Source organism: Nocardioides sp. Z50_6 (assembly GCF_058215755.1).
Genome location: NZ_JBZAJB010000005.1, coordinates 55,737 through 71,081 on the forward strand (window position 1 = coordinate 55,737; position 15,345 = coordinate 71,081).

Here is a 15,345-nt window from a genome sequence, read left to right on the forward strand (position 1 = left end):
CCAGCACTCACACGGCGCCGGAACAAGGTGGACGATGCCGTCCGTTGAACCGGGGCACGCGGTACCCGCCGTGGGACGTGATACAAACTCGTTTCACCTGTCTAGGAAGGCTCGGGCGATGCGAGTTGCACTGCTGTCGTACCGGAGCAAGCCGCACTGCGGTGGTCAGGGCATCTACATCCGGCACCTGAGCCGGGAGCTGGTCGCCCTGGGCCACGACGTGGAGGTCTTCTCCGCTCAGCCCTACCCGATCCTCGACGAAGGCGTGCGCCTGACGAAGGTCCCCTCGCTGGACCTCTACCGCGAGCCCGACCCGTTCCGGGTCCCCAAGCTCAAGGAGTTCCGCGACCTGGTGGACGTCGAGGAGTTCCTCACCATGTGCACCGCCGGCTTCCCCGAGCCGAAGACCTTCAGCACCCGGGTCGCCCGGCTGCTGCGCGACCGGGTCGACGACTTCGACGTGGTCCACGACAACCAGGTCCTGGGCTACGGGATGCTGGAGATCGAGAAGATGGGGCTCCCGCTCGTCACCACGCTGCACCACCCGATCACCTTCGACCGGCGCATCGACCTGGAGGCCGCCCCGACGCTGCGCAAGAAGCTGTCGCTGCGCCGGTGGTACGGCTTCCTCCGCATGCAGGTCAAGGTCGCCCGACAGGCCCGCAAGATCCTGACGCCGTCGGAGTCCTCGAAGCGCGACATCGTGCGCGACTTCGGGATCGACCCCGACCGGCTCCAGGTGGTGCTGCTCGGGGTGGACGACGCCTTCGTGCCCCCCACCGAGCCGCGCGTCCCCGGGCGGATCCTGGCCATGGCCAGCGCGGACGCCCCCATGAAGGGGATCGCCACCCTCCTCGAGGCCTTCGCCAAGCTGAGGACCGAGCGCGACGTCGAGCTGCTGCTGGTGACCAAGCCCGTGGCCGGAGGGCGCACCGAGCAGCTCATCGACAAGCTGGCGATCAAGGACTCGGTCTCGTTCGTGCACGGCGTCCCCGAGGAGGAGCTGGTGCGGATCATGGGCTCGGCCGAGGTCGCCTGCGTCCCGTCCCTCTACGAGGGCTTCTCGCTGCCCACCGCGGAGCTCATGGCCTGCGCGACCCCGCTCGTGGTCTCCCGGGCCGGGGCCATCCCCGAGGTGGTCGGGACCGACGGGGAGTGCGCCGACCTGGTCACCCCCGGCGACGTGGGCGAGCTGGTGGTGGCGCTGAAGGCCCTGCTCGACGACCCCGAGCGCCGCACGCGGATGGGTGAGGCCGGCCGACGCCGGGTGATGGAGCTCTTCAGCTGGCGGGCGGTCGCCAAGGCGACCGCGGACGCCTACCAGGAAGCGATCGACGACTACCGCGCCGAGCAGGCGCGCGAAGGGAAGACCCGTGCTGACCGTTGACTTCGACCGTTTGGGCCTGAGGCCCGGGGACCGGGTCCTCGACATGGGGTGCGGCGCCGGCCGGCACGCCTTCGAGATGTACCGCCGCGGGGCCGACGTCATCGCCTTCGACCAGGACGCCGACGAGCTCGCGGGCGTCCGGGACCTCTTCGTCGCGATGAAGGAGGAGGGGGAGGTGCCCGAGGGCGCCCAGGCCGACGTCAAGGAGGGCGACGCGCTGGCGCTGCCCTTCGGCGACGGTGAGTTCGACCGGGTGGTCGCGGCGGAGGTGCTGGAGCACATCCCCGCCGACATCGCGGCCATCGACGAGCTGGTGCGGGTGCTGCGCCCGGGCGGGACGCTCGCCGTCTCCGTGCCGCGCTGGCTGCCCGAGGTGATCAACTGGAAGCTCTCCGACGACTACCACAACACCCCCGGCGGGCACATCCGGATCTACACCGACAAGGAGCTGATCGACAAGATCAGCAAGGCCGGCCTGCGGCACGACGGCATCGCCTACGCCCACGGCCTGCACTCCCCGTACTGGTGGATCAAGTGCGCCGTCGGCGTGAACAACGACGACCACCCGCTCGCCAAGGCCTACCACAAGCTGCTGGTCTGGGAGATCATGAAGCAGCCGAAGGTGCTGCAGCTGGCCGGGCGGGTGCTCGACCCGGTGATCGGCAAGAGCATGGTGCTCTACTTCACGAAGCCCGATGTCGGCTGAGATCCCCGCAGTCCCCGGGATCCTGACGGCCCACCAGGTCGCGGAGACCGCGGCCACGATCGCGGCGATGCAGGAGCCCAGCGGGGCGGTCCCGTGGACCCCCGGCGACAAGACCGACGTCTGGAACCACGTGGAGGCCGCCATGGCGCTCCTGGTGGGCGGACAGGTCGAGGCGGCCGAGCGTGCCTACGAGTGGACGCTCGACCTCCAGCGCGAGGACGGATCCTGGCCGATGAAGGTGGTCGAGGGCGTCGTCGCCGACGCCAGCGGCGAGACCAACATGTCCGCCTACCTCGCGGTCGGGGTCTGGCACCACTGGCTGGTCCGCCGCGACCTCGACTTCGTCCGGCGCTACTGGCCGGCCGTGCGCAAGGGCCTCGACTGGGTCGTCTCGCTCCAGCTCCCCTTCGGGGGGATCGCCTGGTCGCAGGCGTGGGAGGACGGCCTTCCCGCCGAGGTCAACGCCGACGCCCTGGTGGCCGGCTCCTCGAGCGTCCATCACGCGCTGGCCGCCGGCGTCGCCCTGGGCGAGCTGGTGGGGAGTCCCCAGCCCGAGTGGGAGCTGGCCGGTGGACGGCTGGCCCACGCGCTGCGCCAGCACCGCGACCTCTTCCTCGACAAGTCCGAGTTCTCGATGGACTGGTACTACCCGATCCTGGGCGGGGCGGTCCGCGGACCTGCCGGCGACGAGCTCGTGGCGAGCCAGTGGGACACCTTCGTGGTGCCCGACCTGGGCATCCGCTGCGTCTCCACCAACCCGTGGGTGACCGGCGCGGAGACCTGTGAGCTGGTGATGGCCCTGGAGGCGCTGGGCCACCGGGAGCGTGCCCTGCGGCTCTTCGCCGAGATGCAGCACCTCCGGGACGCCCAGGGGCGCTACTGGACCGGCTACGTCTACCCGGACGAGGTCAACTGGCCGGCCGAGCACACCACCTACACCGCCGCGGCGGTGATCCTGGCCGCAGACCAGCTCTCCGCGACGACCCCCGGGTCCGACATCATGCGGGGCACGACCCTGGCGCGGTTCAGCGAGCTGGGCCTCGAGTGCGGGTGCCCCTCAGCCGAGGCCGCGGAGCGTGCCGGCCGAGCCTGAGGTCCGCTCCAGCACCCGCATGGACCCGACCGCCTCCACCTCGGTGAAGGCGCCGCTCTCCAGTGCGCGCAGGAACACGTGGTACGGCGGCCGTCCGCCGTCGGCGGGGTCGGGGAAGACGTCGTGGATCACCAGCAGCCCGCCGGGCTGCACCCAGGGCGCCCACCCGGTGTAGTCGCCCTGCGCGTGCTCCTCGGCGTGGCCACCGTCGATGAAGAGCATCGCCAGGGGAGTGGTCCAGTGGCGCGAGACCGTGCGGGAGTGGCCGACGACGGCCACCACGTGCTCCTCGAGCCCGGCCCGCTCCAGGGTGCGCCGCAGGAACGGCAGGGTGTCCATCCGGCCGGTGCGGGGGTCGACCACCTCGGGGTCGTGGTGCTCCCACCCGGCCTGGTTCTCCTCGCTGCCGTGGTGGTGGTCGACGGTGAAGACGGTCCCGCCGGTCTGCCGGGCCGCGGCTCCGAGATAGACCGCCGACTTCCCGCAGTAGCTGCCGACCTCCAGGGCGGGGCCGTGGGGGAGCTGCCGGCAGGCGAGCCGGTGGAGCAGGAGGCCCTCGTCCTCGGGCATGAAGCCCTTCGTCTCGCGGGCGATGGCCAGCAGCTGGTCAGGCATGGGGGGCGTGGTCACCGGGCCATCCTCCCTGATGCCGGGCCTCAGGGCTCGATCAGCCCCACCCGGATGGCGTAGCGGGTGAGCTCGGTGCGGTCGCGCATCCCCAGCTTGCCCAGCACGTTCTCCCGGTGGCGCTCCACGGTGCGCACGCTGATGGTCAGCAGCCGGGCGATCTCCCGCGAGGAGTGCCCCTCGGCGATCAGCTTGACGACCTCGTCCTCGCGGGCGGTGAGCAGCGCCCGGGGCAGCCGCTCGCCGCGCCGGAGCCGTTCGAGGTAGTCGCGCACCAGCACGCTCTCGGCCTGGGGGTAGAGGAACGACTCGCCCCGCAGCGCCGCCCGGCAGGCGTCCACCAGGTCCCGGTCGGCGACCGACTTCAGCACGTAGCCGCAGGCGCCCACCCGCAGCGACTCGAAGAAGTACTGCTCGTTGTCGTGCATGGAGAGCAGCAGGATCGGGGGCGAGGGGTCGCGGCGACTGATCTCCCGCGCCGCCTGGAGACCCGTGAGCCGGGGCATGGCGACGTCCAGGACCACCAGGTCCAGGGGGGTGCGGCGGGCCAGCCCGACGGCCTCGGCCCCGTCGGCGGCCTCGGCCACCACCTCGAGGTCGGGCTCGGCGTCGAGGATCAGCCGGACGCCGCGGCGGACCAGGGCGTGGTCGTCGGCCAGCAGCACCCGGGCGGCCGGACCCGCGCTCACCGGGCCGCCTCGGGGTGCGCGTCGCCCTGGGGCAGGGGGACCTGGAGGGTCACCGTGGTGCCTCCGCCGTCGCGTCCGGCGACCTCCAGGGTGCCGCCGACCAGGGCGGCCCGCTCCCGCATGCCCCGGGTGCCGACGCCCTCGGGATGGCCCGCCGCTCCCCGGCCGTCGTCGGTCACCCGGAGCTCGAGCCGGTCTCCCTGGAGGCCGAGGTGGAGCTCGACGGTCCGCGCCCCGGAGTGCCGCGCCGCGTTGGTCAGGGCCTCCTGCGCGACGCGGAAGACCACCAGCTCGATCTCGTCGGGCAGGGGCGGCAGGCCGGGCAGCACCCCGCGGCGGACCAGCACGTCGCCGCTCCCGAACAGGTCGTTGGTCAGCGCGGCCAGCGCGCTGCGCAGCCCGAGGTCCTCCAGCACGTGCGGGCGCAGGTGCCGGGCGACCGAGCGCACCTCGTCCAGGCTGGCCCGGACTCCCTCGCGCAGCCGTTCCAGTCGCTCGCGGGTGGGTGACGGGGCGTCGGCGGAGACCGCGGTCAGCTCCAGCAGCACCGCGGTCATCGACTGGCCGACCCCGTCGTGAAGCTCCTGCGCGATCCGGCTCCGCTCGGCCTCCTGGGCCGCCAGGCCCGCGACCGCGCTCTCGCGCCGGCTCTCCTCGATCCGGTCGAAGAGCTCGTTGACCGAGTGCGCCAGCCGCCCCGCGAACCCCCCGTCGCCGACCGACAGCCGCTCCAGGGGCTCGCTGGAGCGCGCCCGGTCCAGCTGCTCCAGCAGCCGGTCCAGCGGGGTGAGCGCCCGCTTGACCAGGACCGAGACGACGGCCACCAGCACCACCAGGCCGACGACCAGGACCGTGACCTCCGAGGCGCTGGGCCGGGAGGAGACGGAGGCGGGGGAGAGGGCCAGCACGCCCACGGCGACGGCGAGCAGCACCCCGTTGAGCACGATCACCGGGGTTGCCAGGGACGGGGGGCGCGAGGGCGGCATGGCGCAAGCCTCCACCGCGCCCGGCCGGCGTGTCCACGGGGGCCGGAAGTGGGGGCTCGATCCCATGGGCGGGGAAGCGGGCCGCCGGAGATCATGAGCGGCAGCATGGACCTCAACCTGACCATCGGCGCCGCCAGCCTCGTGCTCCTGACCGGGGTGGCTGCCGTGCGCATCTCGGCGCGTGCCGGGCTGCCCAGCCTGCTGCTCTACCTGGTCATCGGGCTGGCCATCGGCGAGTCCGGGCTCGGGCTGCAGTTCGAGGACCTCGAGCTCACCATGGTGCTCAGCACCCTGGCGCTGGCGGTGATCCTCGCCGAGGGCGGTTTCAGCACCCGGTGGGAGGTGATCCGCCCGGTCGTGGGGCTCTCCGGGCTGCTCGCCACCCTGGGCGTGGTGGTGAGCGTGGCCGTCACCGCGAGCATCGTCTACGTCGCCCTGGACGTCGACGTGCGCACGGCGCTGCTGCTCGGCGCGGTCGTCGGCTCGACGGACGCGGCGGCCACCTTCTCCATCATGCGGCGCCTGCCGGTCCGGCCCCGGATCCGCGCCACCCTCGAGGCAGAGTCCGGCTTCAACGACCCCCCGGTGATCATCCTGGTCACGGTGGTCGCCAGCGACGCGTGGTACCACGCCAACGGCCTGGAGATCGCCGGACTGGTCCTCTTCCAGCTGGTCACCGGCCTGGTCACCGGGCTGGTGGTGGCCTGGTGCGGCCAGTGGCTGCTCTCGCGCAGCGCGCTGCCCGCCGCCGGCCTCTACCCCCTGGCCACCTTCGCCATCATGTTCCTCGCCTTCGCCACGGCCGGGCTGCTCGGCGGCAGCGGCCTGATGGCGATCTACGTCGCCGGCCTCTGGCTGGGCAACGCCAGCCTGCCGCACCGCCAGGTGACGGCCGGCTTCGCCGACGGGCTGGGCTGGCTGGCGCAGATCGGCCTCTTCGTGCTCCTCGGCCTGCTGGCCAGCCCAGCCCGGCTGGCCGACGCCGTCGTCCCCGCCCTGATCGTGGGCGTGGGGCTCACCTTCGTCGCCAGACCGCTCTCGGTGGCGCTGTGCGCCGCGTGGTGGCGGGTCCCCTGGGGGCACCAGGTCTTCATCTCCTGGGCCGGTCTCAGGGGTGCGGTGCCCATCGTGCTCGCGACCATCCCCATCACCGAGGGGCTGCCGGAGGCCGAGCGCATCTTCGACGTCGTCTTCCTCCTGGTCACCGCGTTCGTGCTGATCCAGGCGCCGTCCCTGCCCTGGCTGGCCCGGCGGGTCGGGGTGGTGGTCGAGCGGGCGCAGGAGATCCAGGTCGAGTCGGCCCCGCTCGCCTCCCTGGACGCCAGCCTGCTGCAGTTCGAGGTGCCGCCCGGCTCCCGGCTGGCGGGCGTCTTCGCCGACGACCTGCGCCTGCCCTCGGGCGCCGTGCTGGCGCTGGTCGCCCGGGACGGTCGGGTCAGCACCCCGGATCGGCACACCTCGCTACGGCCCGGTGACCAGCTGCTGCTGGTGGTTCCCGAGCCTGTGCGGCGGCAGACCGAGAAGCGGCTGCAGGCGATCAGCCAGGACGGCCGGCTGGCGCTCTGGCTCCACGACCGCGTCGCCCGCGAGGGGGAGCCGCGCGCCCGGTCCCAACCGTCGACCCGGAAGAATAGGAGCCATGACGACGTACGCGCGGCTCAGGTGGCAGCCGGACGACGATCTCTACCCGGAGCCCGCCGACGCCGGTGACCTCGTCCGCTTCCGCGACGTGCTGGGCCGTTTCGCCAGCGGGATCACCGTGGTCACCGGGACCAACGGCGGAGTGCCGGTGGGGTTCACCTGCCAGAGCTTCGCCAGCCTCTCCCTGGACCCGCCCCTGGTGCTGTTCTGCCCCTCCCGCACGTCCCGGGCCTGGCCGTTGATCGCCCGCACGGGAGCCTTCTGCGTCAACGTGCTCGCGGCCGACCAGGCCGACGTCTCGCACGTGATGGCCAGCCGCGGCATCGACAAGTTCGCCCAGGTCGGCTGGGAGCCGTCGGCGCGGTCGGGCAGCCCGGTCCTCGACGGGGTGCTCGCCCACCTCGACTGCACGGTCGAGTCCGTGCACGACGGCGGCGACCACCACGTCGTCATCGGGCGGGTCCACGACCTGGAGGTCGACCGGGAAGGCGAGGCGCTCCTCTACTTCAAGGGGGCCTACGGCAGCACCGCTCAGTCGAAGGTGTAGCCGAACTCGGCGAGGTCGCGCGCGTAGACCTCCGCGACGCGCTGCCGGGTGCGGTCGTCGTAGAAGTCCTGCCAGGGCCCGACGCTCCAGGTGTTGCGGCGGGGCGGCTCGACGACCGGCAGGCCGAGCCGCTGCTGGACCACCGCGAGGTCGGCGGCGAGGCGCTCGGTGCGCCCGACGTGGTCGGCGCGGCGGGTCCGGGTCTGCAGGAAGTCGATCTGCGGCGTCGCGAGCCGCTCGTGCTCGACCGTGCCGCGCAGGATGAACTCCTCGAAGGTGGAGTACTGGGCGACGGCGCGCCACAGCGGGTTGCCCCCGCGCGGACCGTCCTTCTCCACCTGGGGCTTGCCGGAGGCGGGACCCAGCCGGTGGTTCCAGCGGTCGATCATCGACCACCACGACACCATGCGGCTCCACGGGTTGCGGACGAAGCCGAAGGTCCAGTAGCCGGCCAGGCCGGGCTCCTGCTGGAGCACCCAGCGCAGCCGCGGATGACGGCGTGGCCCCAGGTCGCGCAGGTCGTCGGCGCCCTCGCGGACGACGCTCTCGACGGTCACCCCGCCCGTCTTGGGCACGTGGATGAAGAGCATCCGGTGGGCGTCGGAGATGAGCACCGGTGCAGGATATCGGTGCTCAGTGCTCCAGCGGCCAGCCCCGTGCCGCCCAGCCGCCCGTGCCGCCGGCGACGTTGACGGCGTCGATGCCCTGGGCGCGGAGGAACTCCACGACCTGGCGGCTGCGGTTGCCGCTCTGGCAGATCACCAGCACCCGGCCCTCGGGCAGCTCGGAGATCCGCTCGGGCACCTGTCCCATGGGGATGCTGCGTGCGCCGGGCACGTGCCCGGCGGTGTACTCGTCGGGCTCCCGCACGTCGAGCACGAAGGCCCCGTCGGAGTGCTCGGCGGCGAACTGGTCGAGGTCGACCTCGGCGGCGGACTCGGCCTCCGCGACCTGACGGCGCACGTCGTCCATGTCCAGGCTGCGCACCCCGTCGATCAGCTGCTCCAGGGCCGGGGGCGGCAGCGCGCCCGGCTGGGAGAAGACCAGGATGCCGTCGCGGAAGGCCATCAGGGTGGGGATCGAGGTGATCTGCGCCATCGCGGCCAGCTCCCGCTGGGCCTCGGTGTCGACCTTGGCGAAGACGATGTCGTCGTGCTTCTCCGAGGCCTTCTCGAAGACGGGGGCGAACTGGCGGCACGGGCCGCACCACTCGGCCCAGAAGTCGACCAGCACGATGCCGGGGGCGGTCACGGCGGTCTCGAAGTCCTGTTGGGTCAGCTCACGTGTTGCCATGGCTTCGACGTTACCCGCCGGCGGGGTGAGGAGCCGGCGGGGGCTGAGGACGGCCAGGGGGCCGGCGGCCGGGGTCAGGCGTCCTCCCCGGCCCCCGCGGACTCACCAGCCGCGGGCCCGCCACTGCGCCAGGTCGGGCCGCTGCTCGCCGAGGCGCCCGTCGTCCCCGTGGCCGGGGTAGAACCAGGTGTCGTCCCCCAGGCGGTCGAAGATCTTCTCCTCGACGTCGCCGAGCAGCCGGGTGAAGGCGGCCGGGTCGCCGAAGGTGGACCCGACGCCGCCGGGGAAGAGGCAGTCGCCGGTGAAGAGGTGGGAGTGGCCCTCGGGGTCGTCGTAGCGCAGGCAGACCGAGCCGGGGGTGTGCCCTGCCACCGCGACCACCTCCAGCTCGGCGTCGCCGACCCGGACCCGGTCGCCGTCCTCGAGCCGACGGTCGACGGGCACCCCGGTCTGCTCGGTCACCGCCGCCGCGTCGGGCGCTCCCACCAGGACCCGGGCGCCGGTGGCGGCCACCACCTCGGCGAGCGCCCGGTGGTGGTCCCAGTGCTGGTGCGTGGTGACCACCGACTCCAGGCCGGCGTCGCCGACCAGCTCGAGCAGCCGCCCGGCCTCGGCAGCCGCGTCGACCAGCAGCTGGGTGCCGGTCGCGCGGCAGCGCAGGAGGTAGCAGTTGTTGCTCATCTCCGGGTCGACGGCCAGCTTGGTGATCGACAGGTGGGTGAGCTCGCGGGTCTGCGGGGGGCCGCCTGGGGTCACCTCCCCGGTGTAGTCGTCCTGGGGGTGCGCGCCGGTGGGGTCGTCCATGTCTCCTCGATTCCTGCTGGTCTCTCGCCGGGTCACCAGGGTGGCAGGGGCGGCAGGCCGTCGGGGGCGTGGACCCCCTCGCCGGCCCCGCGTCCGCTCAGCCACCAGGCCAGGTCCGCGGCCCGGCCGGAGACGGCGGGTCCACCCTCGCCGGCGGACCAGGTGCGCCCCAGGTCGGTGGCGCGCAGGGTCAGGGGAGCCTGCCTGCGCAGGCGGGGGGCGAGCACGTCGAGGACCGTCCCGGCGACCTCGGCGGGCAGGTCCGCGACCTGCCGGCCGGCGGCCAGGTCGACGTGGTGGAGGGCGACCTCGACCAGCCGCTTCGCGGGCACCTGGGCCACGGTGAACGTGGTCGCGCTGGGCGCCCACTCCAGTCGGGTGTCCCACTCGTCCCCGCGGACCGCCCCCAGCGCGTCGCCCAGCACGGTGGTGCTGGCCAGGAACCGGGCGCGCAGCTCGGCGAGGCCGGCCGAGGAGAGCTCGTCGATGTCGGTGTCGCGCGCCTGCGCGGAGGCGTACTGGGGGACCGCCTCGCCCCGCCGGGCCCCTTCCACGGCGCGGGCCAGGCCCTCCGCGTTGAGGGCGAGGTGCGCCACCACGTGGGCCCGGCTCCAGCCGGGCAGACCGGAGTCCGCGGCCAGCATGGGGGCGTCGAGGGAGTCGACGGTGCGCACCAGGGCGGCGGTCTCGGCCTGCAGCTGCTCGGACACGGTCATGGTGACATTCAACACCCCCGGGCTCCGGGGCGGCTCCCCGTTCTTGGCCCCGCTTGGTAACATGGCGAACACGTGTTCGAACGACGTGTGGGGATCCTTCTGTGACCGATCAGCTCATCATCCGGGGTGCCCGGGAGCACAATCTCAAGGACGTCTCGCTCGACCTGCCGCGCGACTCCCTGATCGTCTTCACCGGTCTCTCCGGCTCCGGCAAGTCGTCCCTGGCCTTCGACACGATCTTCGCCGAGGGCCAGCGCCGCTACGTGGAGTCGCTCTCCGCCTACGCCCGGCAGTTCCTCGGCCAGATGGACAAGCCGGACGTCGACTTCATCGAGGGGCTCTCGCCCGCGGTCTCGATCGACCAGAAGTCCACCTCCAAGAACCCCCGCTCCACGGTCGGCACGATCACCGAGGTCTACGACTACCTCCGCCTCCTCTACGCCCGTGCGGGGCGTCCGCACTGCCCCACCTGCGGGGCGCCGATCGAGCGGCAGACGCCGCAGCAGATCGTCGACCGGGTGCTCGCCATGGAGGAGGGCCGCCGGTTCCAGGTGCTGGCCCCGGTCGTCCGCGGACGCAAGGGCGAGTACGTCGAGCTCTTCCGCGCCCTGCAGTCCCAGGGGTTCAGCCGCGCCCGGGTCGACGGGGAGACCCACCAGCTCGACGCGCCGCCCACGCTGGACAAGCAGCGCAAGCACAACATCGAGGTGGTCATCGACCGCCTGGCGGTCAAGGAGTCGTCCAAGCGGCGGCTGACCGACTCGGTGGAGACCGCCCTCCAGCTCGCCGACGGCCTGGTGGTGCTCGACTTCGTCGACCTCGACGAGTCGGACCCCGGGCGCGAGGTCCGCTTCTCGGAGCGGATGGCCTGCCCCAACGACCACGCCATCGACACCGACGACCTCCAGCCGCGCTCCTTCTCCTTCAACTCGCCCTTCGGCGCCTGCCCGGAGTGCCACGGCATCGGCACCCGGATGGAGGTCGACCCCGAGCTGGTGGTGCCCAACCCGCAGGCCACCCTGGGGGAGGGGGCCATCCAGCCGTGGAGCGGCGCCCACGTGGCCGACTACTTCCTGCGGTTGATGGGCGCCCTGGGCGACGAGCTCGGCTTCGACCTCAACACCCCCTGGGAGGAGCTCCCGGCCAAGGCGCGCAAGGCGATCCTGCGCGGGCACCCGACCAAGGTGCACGTGGTGACGCGCAACCGCTACGGCCGCCAGCGCTCCTACTACGCGGAGTTCGAGGGGGTCGGTCAGTACATCGAGCGGCGCCACGAGGACGCCGAGACCGACACCAGCCGGGAGCGCTTCGAGGGCTTCATGCGCGAGGTGCCGTGCCCCGCGTGCCAGGGCAGCCGGCTCAAGCCGGTCTCGATGGCGGTCACGTTGGGCGGGCTCTCGATCGCCGAGCTCTGCGCCCTGCCGATCAACGAGACCGCGGACTTCCTGCGTTCGGTGGAGCTGAGCGACCGGGAGCGGCAGATCGCCGAGCGGGTGCTCAAGGAGATCCAGGAGCGGCTCCAGTTCCTGCTCGACGTCGGGCTCGACTACCTCTCCCTCAACCGGCCGTCCGGGTCGCTCTCTGGCGGCGAGGCCCAGCGCATCCGGCTCGCCACCCAGATCGGCGCCGGACTGGTGGGCGTCCTCTACGTCCTCGACGAGCCCTCGATCGGGCTGCACCAGCGCGACAACATGAGGCTGATCGAGACCCTGGTGCGGCTCCGCGACCTCGGCAACACCCTGATCGTGGTGGAGCACGACGAGGACACCATCAGGGCGGCCGACTGGGTCGTCGACATCGGTCCCGGTGCCGGCGAGCACGGCGGCCAGGTGGTCCACTCGGGGTCGGTCGCCGACCTGCTCTCCCACCCCGACTCCGCGACCGGCGCCTACCTCTCCGGCCGGCGGGAGATCCCGGTGCCCGACGTGCGGCGGCCCCGCACCAAGGGCCGCGAGCTCGTGGTCAAGGGGGCCAAGGAGCACAACCTGCGCAACGTGGACGTCGCCTTCCCGCTGGGCATGTTCACCGCCGTCACCGGCGTCTCCGGCTCGGGCAAGTCGACCCTGGTCAACGACATCCTCTACACCTCCCTGGCCAAGCAGATCTACAACGCCCGGACGGTGCCCGGACGCCACCGCACCATCACCGGGATCGACCAGGTGGACAAGGTCATCCACGTCGACCAGTCGCCCATCGGCCGCACCCCGCGCAGCAACCCGGCCACCTACACCGGTGTCTTCGACCACGTCCGCAAGCTGTTCGCGCAGACCCCCGAGGCCAAGATGCGCGGCTACCTCCAGGGCCGGTTCTCCTTCAACGTCAAGGGCGGCCGCTGCGAGGCGTGCCAGGGCGACGGCACGATCAAGATCGAGATGAACTTCCTGCCCGACGTCTACGTCCCCTGCGAGGTCTGCCACGGCGCCCGCTACAACCGGGAGACGCTGGAGGTCCACTACAAGGGCAAGACGATCGCCGACGTGCTCGACATGCCGATCGAGGAGGCCGCGGAGTTCTTCGCCGCGGTGCCCGCGATCGCCCGGCACATGAAGACGCTGACCGAGGTGGGGCTGGGCTACGTGCGGCTGGGGCAGCCGGCCACCACCCTGTCGGGCGGCGAGGCACAGCGCGTGAAGCTGGCCAGCGAGCTGCAGAAGCGCTCCACCGGACGGACCGTCTACGTCCTCGACGAGCCGACCACGGGTCTCCACTTCGAGGACATCCGCAAGCTGCTGCTGGTGCTGGGCCGCCTCGTCGACCAGGGCAACACCGTGCTGGTCATCGAGCACAACCTCGACGTCATCAAGACCGCCGACTGGATCATCGACATGGGTCCCGAGGGCGGGTCCCGCGGCGGGATGGTGGTCGCCGAGGGCACCCCCGAGCAGGTGGCCGCCGACCCGACCAGTCACACCGGCAGGTTCCTGGCGCCGCTGCTCGACGGCGTCCTGCGCCGCTGAGGGTGCTGCCGCGTCAGACGGTGGTCGTCCCGGTCGGGGCGTGGTGCCGGTGCCCGCTCCTCGTGCACCGGCCCCGCCAGGCCCGGTCGCGAGGTGACTCGCGCCGGTCCAGCCGGTCGTCGAGCACCTGACGGGCCTCGTCGAGGCGGTCGGCCCGCAGCAGGGCGGCGATCCTGATCTCCTCGAGCACCTCGCGCTGGGCGTCGGAGCCTCCCAGTCGCCAGGTCCGGTCCGCGACGGCCTCGAGGCAGTCGGCGGCGAGCCCGGGCAGGCCCCGCGCCAGGACGACGAGCGCGTGCGCCACCGGGGCCACCACCTCGCGGTGCACGGGGTGGGCGTGGCGCTCGCTGTGCCGCGCCAGCGCCCGGAGCCCCGCGACGTCCTCGGTGGCGAGCAGGACGACGGCCGCGTGCATGGCCACGAACGGGGTGGGCGGGCTGAGCACGGTGTCACGGCCGACCGAGGCGATCACGTCGTCGAGGCCCGGCACCTCCTCGCCGTCCGCGGTCAGGGCCCACCGCAGGAGCAGGGAGCCGGTGTCGACCAGGGCGCGGCAGCCCAGGGCCCGGTCCGGGCCCAGCTGGGTGGCGTGGCGCCGGCGCACCGCCGCGGTGTCGCCGAGGCTGAGCTCGTGCAGGGCCGCGTGCCAGGAGAAGTGGCTGAGGTCGACCGCGGAGCTGCCGTCGCCGGCCACCCACGAGTCCATCCAGGCGAGTCCGTCGCGGTGGTCGCCCGTCTCGTAGTGGGCGTGGGCGCGGGCGTGGGCCGAGTGGCCGGCCGAGGGCTCCACCGCCAGGGAGCGGCAGGCGAGCTCCATCGCGTCGTCGAAGCGGCGCTGCTCCTGCCGCACGAAGGCCAGCAGCCCCTGGCACCACCAGTGGTCGCCGTACGCCGGGGCCGCGCCCTCGACGATCGCCCACGCCTCGGCGGGGACCTGGGTGACGCCCGCGAAGGCGATGGTGGGCACCGCGGAGGAGAGCAGCAGGGCGTCGCGGGGGTGCTCGGCGAGGTGGCGGAGCAGGGGAGCGGAGTCGCCGGCGACGTGCGCCAGCACGCTGTGCACGTGGGAGCGCTCACGGTCGGTGCCGCGCCGGGCGTGCAGCTCGGCGTCCCGGAGCCGGGCGGGCAGGTCGACCGGGAGGCACATCTCGTGGGCTAGCAGCGCGAGCGTGGAGTGGGCCAGGGCGAAGGTGGGGTCCAGGGCCAGGGCCTGGGAGACCAGCTCCGCGCCTCCCCGCTCGAGCTTCAGCAGGCGCAGCAGGCCCGCCGACCAGGCGTTCGCTGCCTCGGGGCTCGTGGTGAGGGGGAGCCCGAACGGGTCGTGACACGGCATGAAAGGAGAGTAACTGACTCGACTTTAATTGGGGAGCCTGTCGGCGTGTCCCGTCCCGGCGTCCGGCCGGGGCCGGCTTGGGCCGAGCGCTAGTCTGCGGTCGGTCCTCCTCCCTCGACCCTCAAGGAGCCGCCGTGAGCACCCAGGGCATCAGCAGACGCCGCGCGCTCGGAGGTGCCGTGGCGGCCGGGGTGGGGGCGCCGCTGCTGGCGGCCTGCGGCGACGAGTCGCGCTCGGAGCGGGTGGCCCCGTTGCCGGAGACCAAGGCGGGCGAGGTGCTCGGCTCGACCGGCGACGTGGCCGTCGGTGCCTGCGCGGTCTACCCCGACCGCAAGGTGGTGGTCACCCAGCCCACCGAGGGGACCTTCAAGTGCTTCTCCGCGGTGTGCCCGCACCAGGGGTGCACCGTCTCCTCCAGCAGCGAGGGGCACATCCCCTGCACCTGCCACGGCAGCAGCTTCTCGCTCGAGGACGGCTCCGTGCTCGAGGGACCCGCCAAGACGGCGCTGCCCGAGGTGGACATCACCGTCACCGGGGACACCATCACCATGGCCTGACCGTAGGCT

14 protein-coding genes and 2 pseudogenes are annotated in these 15,345 nt (G+C 72.8%); 7 read left to right on the forward strand and 9 right to left on the reverse strand.

Annotated features, from left to right (window positions below; all coding sequences use genetic code 11):
• Nucleotides 1-118 precede the first annotated feature (118 nt).
• The 3 genes from AC4BGE_RS12995 to AC4BGE_RS13005 are packed head-to-tail and all read left to right on the forward strand — an operon-like array spanning nucleotide 119 to nucleotide 3,186.
• Nucleotides 119-1,387: a glycosyltransferase family 4 protein gene (locus AC4BGE_RS12995; RefSeq protein WP_490575562.1), complete on the forward strand. Its 1,269-nt coding sequence runs from the start codon at nucleotides 119-121 to the stop codon at nucleotides 1,385-1,387.
• Nucleotides 1,374-2,093 carry a class I SAM-dependent methyltransferase gene (locus AC4BGE_RS13000; RefSeq protein WP_490575563.1) on the forward strand — a complete coding sequence of 240 codons (720 nt, stop codon included), beginning with the start codon at nucleotides 1,374-1,376 and terminating at the stop codon, nucleotides 2,091-2,093. The genes AC4BGE_RS12995 and AC4BGE_RS13000 overlap by 14 nt, the downstream gene beginning before the upstream one ends.
• Nucleotides 2,083-3,186 carry a prenyltransferase gene (locus AC4BGE_RS13005; RefSeq protein ID WP_490575564.1) on the forward strand — a complete coding sequence of 368 codons (1,104 nt, stop codon included), beginning with the start codon at nucleotides 2,083-2,085 and terminating at the stop codon, nucleotides 3,184-3,186. Before AC4BGE_RS13000 ends, AC4BGE_RS13005 begins: the two co-directional genes overlap by 11 nt.
• On the opposite strand, the gene AC4BGE_RS13010 is transcribed toward AC4BGE_RS13005, so the two are convergent.
• From AC4BGE_RS13010 to AC4BGE_RS13020, 3 genes are read right to left on the reverse strand one after another with little or no spacing between them, the layout of a single operon-like run.
• Entirely contained in the window at nucleotides 3,151-3,816 is a 666-nt protein-coding gene (locus AC4BGE_RS13010) for a class I SAM-dependent methyltransferase (protein ID WP_490571457.1), read from the reverse strand. The genes AC4BGE_RS13005 and AC4BGE_RS13010 overlap by 36 nt on opposite strands.
• 26 nt (nucleotides 3,817-3,842) lie before the next feature.
• Nucleotides 3,843-4,502, reverse strand: coding sequence for a response regulator (locus AC4BGE_RS13015; protein ID WP_490575565.1), 660 nt, complete (start codon nucleotides 4,500-4,502; stop codon nucleotides 3,843-3,845).
• Nucleotides 4,499-5,488 carry a sensor histidine kinase gene (locus AC4BGE_RS13020; protein WP_490575566.1) on the reverse strand — a complete coding sequence of 330 codons (990 nt, stop codon included), beginning with the start codon at nucleotides 5,486-5,488 and terminating at the stop codon, nucleotides 4,499-4,501. The genes AC4BGE_RS13015 and AC4BGE_RS13020 overlap by 4 nt, the downstream gene beginning before the upstream one ends.
• A gap of 93 nt (nucleotides 5,489-5,581) precedes the next feature.
• Between AC4BGE_RS13020 and AC4BGE_RS13025 the strand changes: the two genes are divergently transcribed.
• Nucleotides 5,582-7,198: a potassium/proton antiporter gene (locus AC4BGE_RS13025; protein WP_490575567.1), complete on the forward strand. Its 1,617-nt coding sequence runs from the start codon at nucleotides 5,582-5,584 to the stop codon at nucleotides 7,196-7,198.
• Nucleotides 7,128-7,676 carry a 3-hydroxy-9,10-secoandrosta-1,3,5(10)-triene-9,17-dione monooxygenase reductase subunit gene (gene hsaB / locus AC4BGE_RS13030; protein WP_490575568.1) on the forward strand — a complete coding sequence of 183 codons (549 nt, stop codon included), beginning with the start codon at nucleotides 7,128-7,130 and terminating at the stop codon, nucleotides 7,674-7,676. Before AC4BGE_RS13025 ends, hsaB begins: the two co-directional genes overlap by 71 nt.
• Here the strand turns inward: hsaB and AC4BGE_RS13035 are convergent.
• The 5 genes and pseudogenes from AC4BGE_RS13035 to AC4BGE_RS13055 form a co-directional block, all read right to left on the reverse strand.
• Complete coding sequence (locus AC4BGE_RS13035; RefSeq protein ID WP_490571452.1) at nucleotides 7,661-8,290, reverse strand: sulfotransferase family 2 domain-containing protein; 630 nt, start codon at nucleotides 8,288-8,290, stop codon at nucleotides 7,661-7,663. The genes hsaB and AC4BGE_RS13035 overlap by 16 nt on opposite strands.
• Nucleotides 8,291-8,309: 19 nt before the next feature.
• Nucleotides 8,310-8,579 (reverse strand): annotated as a pseudogene (locus AC4BGE_RS13040) (rhodanese-like domain-containing protein); the annotation flags it as partial.
• A 30-nt stretch (nucleotides 8,580-8,609) separates the two neighbouring features.
• Nucleotides 8,610-8,969 (reverse strand): annotated as a pseudogene (gene trxA, locus AC4BGE_RS13045) (thioredoxin); the annotation flags it as partial.
• A 102-nt stretch (nucleotides 8,970-9,071) separates the two neighbouring features.
• Complete coding sequence (locus AC4BGE_RS13050) at nucleotides 9,072-9,773, reverse strand: MBL fold metallo-hydrolase (RefSeq protein ID WP_490575569.1); 702 nt, start codon at nucleotides 9,771-9,773, stop codon at nucleotides 9,072-9,074.
• A 32-nt stretch (nucleotides 9,774-9,805) separates the two neighbouring features.
• Nucleotides 9,806-10,489 (reverse strand): maleylpyruvate isomerase family mycothiol-dependent enzyme, encoded by a 684-nt coding sequence (locus tag AC4BGE_RS13055; protein ID WP_490575570.1) that lies wholly within the window; start codon nucleotides 10,487-10,489, stop codon nucleotides 9,806-9,808.
• A 101-nt stretch (nucleotides 10,490-10,590) separates the two neighbouring features.
• Between AC4BGE_RS13055 and uvrA the strand changes: the two genes are divergently transcribed.
• A complete protein-coding gene (gene uvrA / locus AC4BGE_RS13060) occupies nucleotides 10,591-13,446 on the forward strand; it encodes an excinuclease ABC subunit UvrA (protein ID WP_490575571.1) in 2,856 nt (951 codons plus the stop codon).
• A gap of 13 nt (nucleotides 13,447-13,459) precedes the next feature.
• On the opposite strand, the gene AC4BGE_RS13065 is transcribed toward uvrA, so the two are convergent.
• On the reverse strand, nucleotides 13,460-14,779 hold the full coding sequence (locus AC4BGE_RS13065; protein ID WP_490575572.1) for a tetratricopeptide repeat protein: 1,320 nt from the start codon (nucleotides 14,777-14,779) through the stop codon (nucleotides 13,460-13,462).
• A gap of 134 nt (nucleotides 14,780-14,913) precedes the next feature.
• Here AC4BGE_RS13065 and AC4BGE_RS13070 point away from each other — a divergent pair, with 134 nt between their 5' ends.
• Complete coding sequence (locus AC4BGE_RS13070; protein WP_490575573.1) at nucleotides 14,914-15,336, forward strand: Rieske (2Fe-2S) protein; 423 nt, start codon at nucleotides 14,914-14,916, stop codon at nucleotides 15,334-15,336.
• The last annotated feature ends 9 nt before the right edge of the window (nucleotides 15,337-15,345 follow it).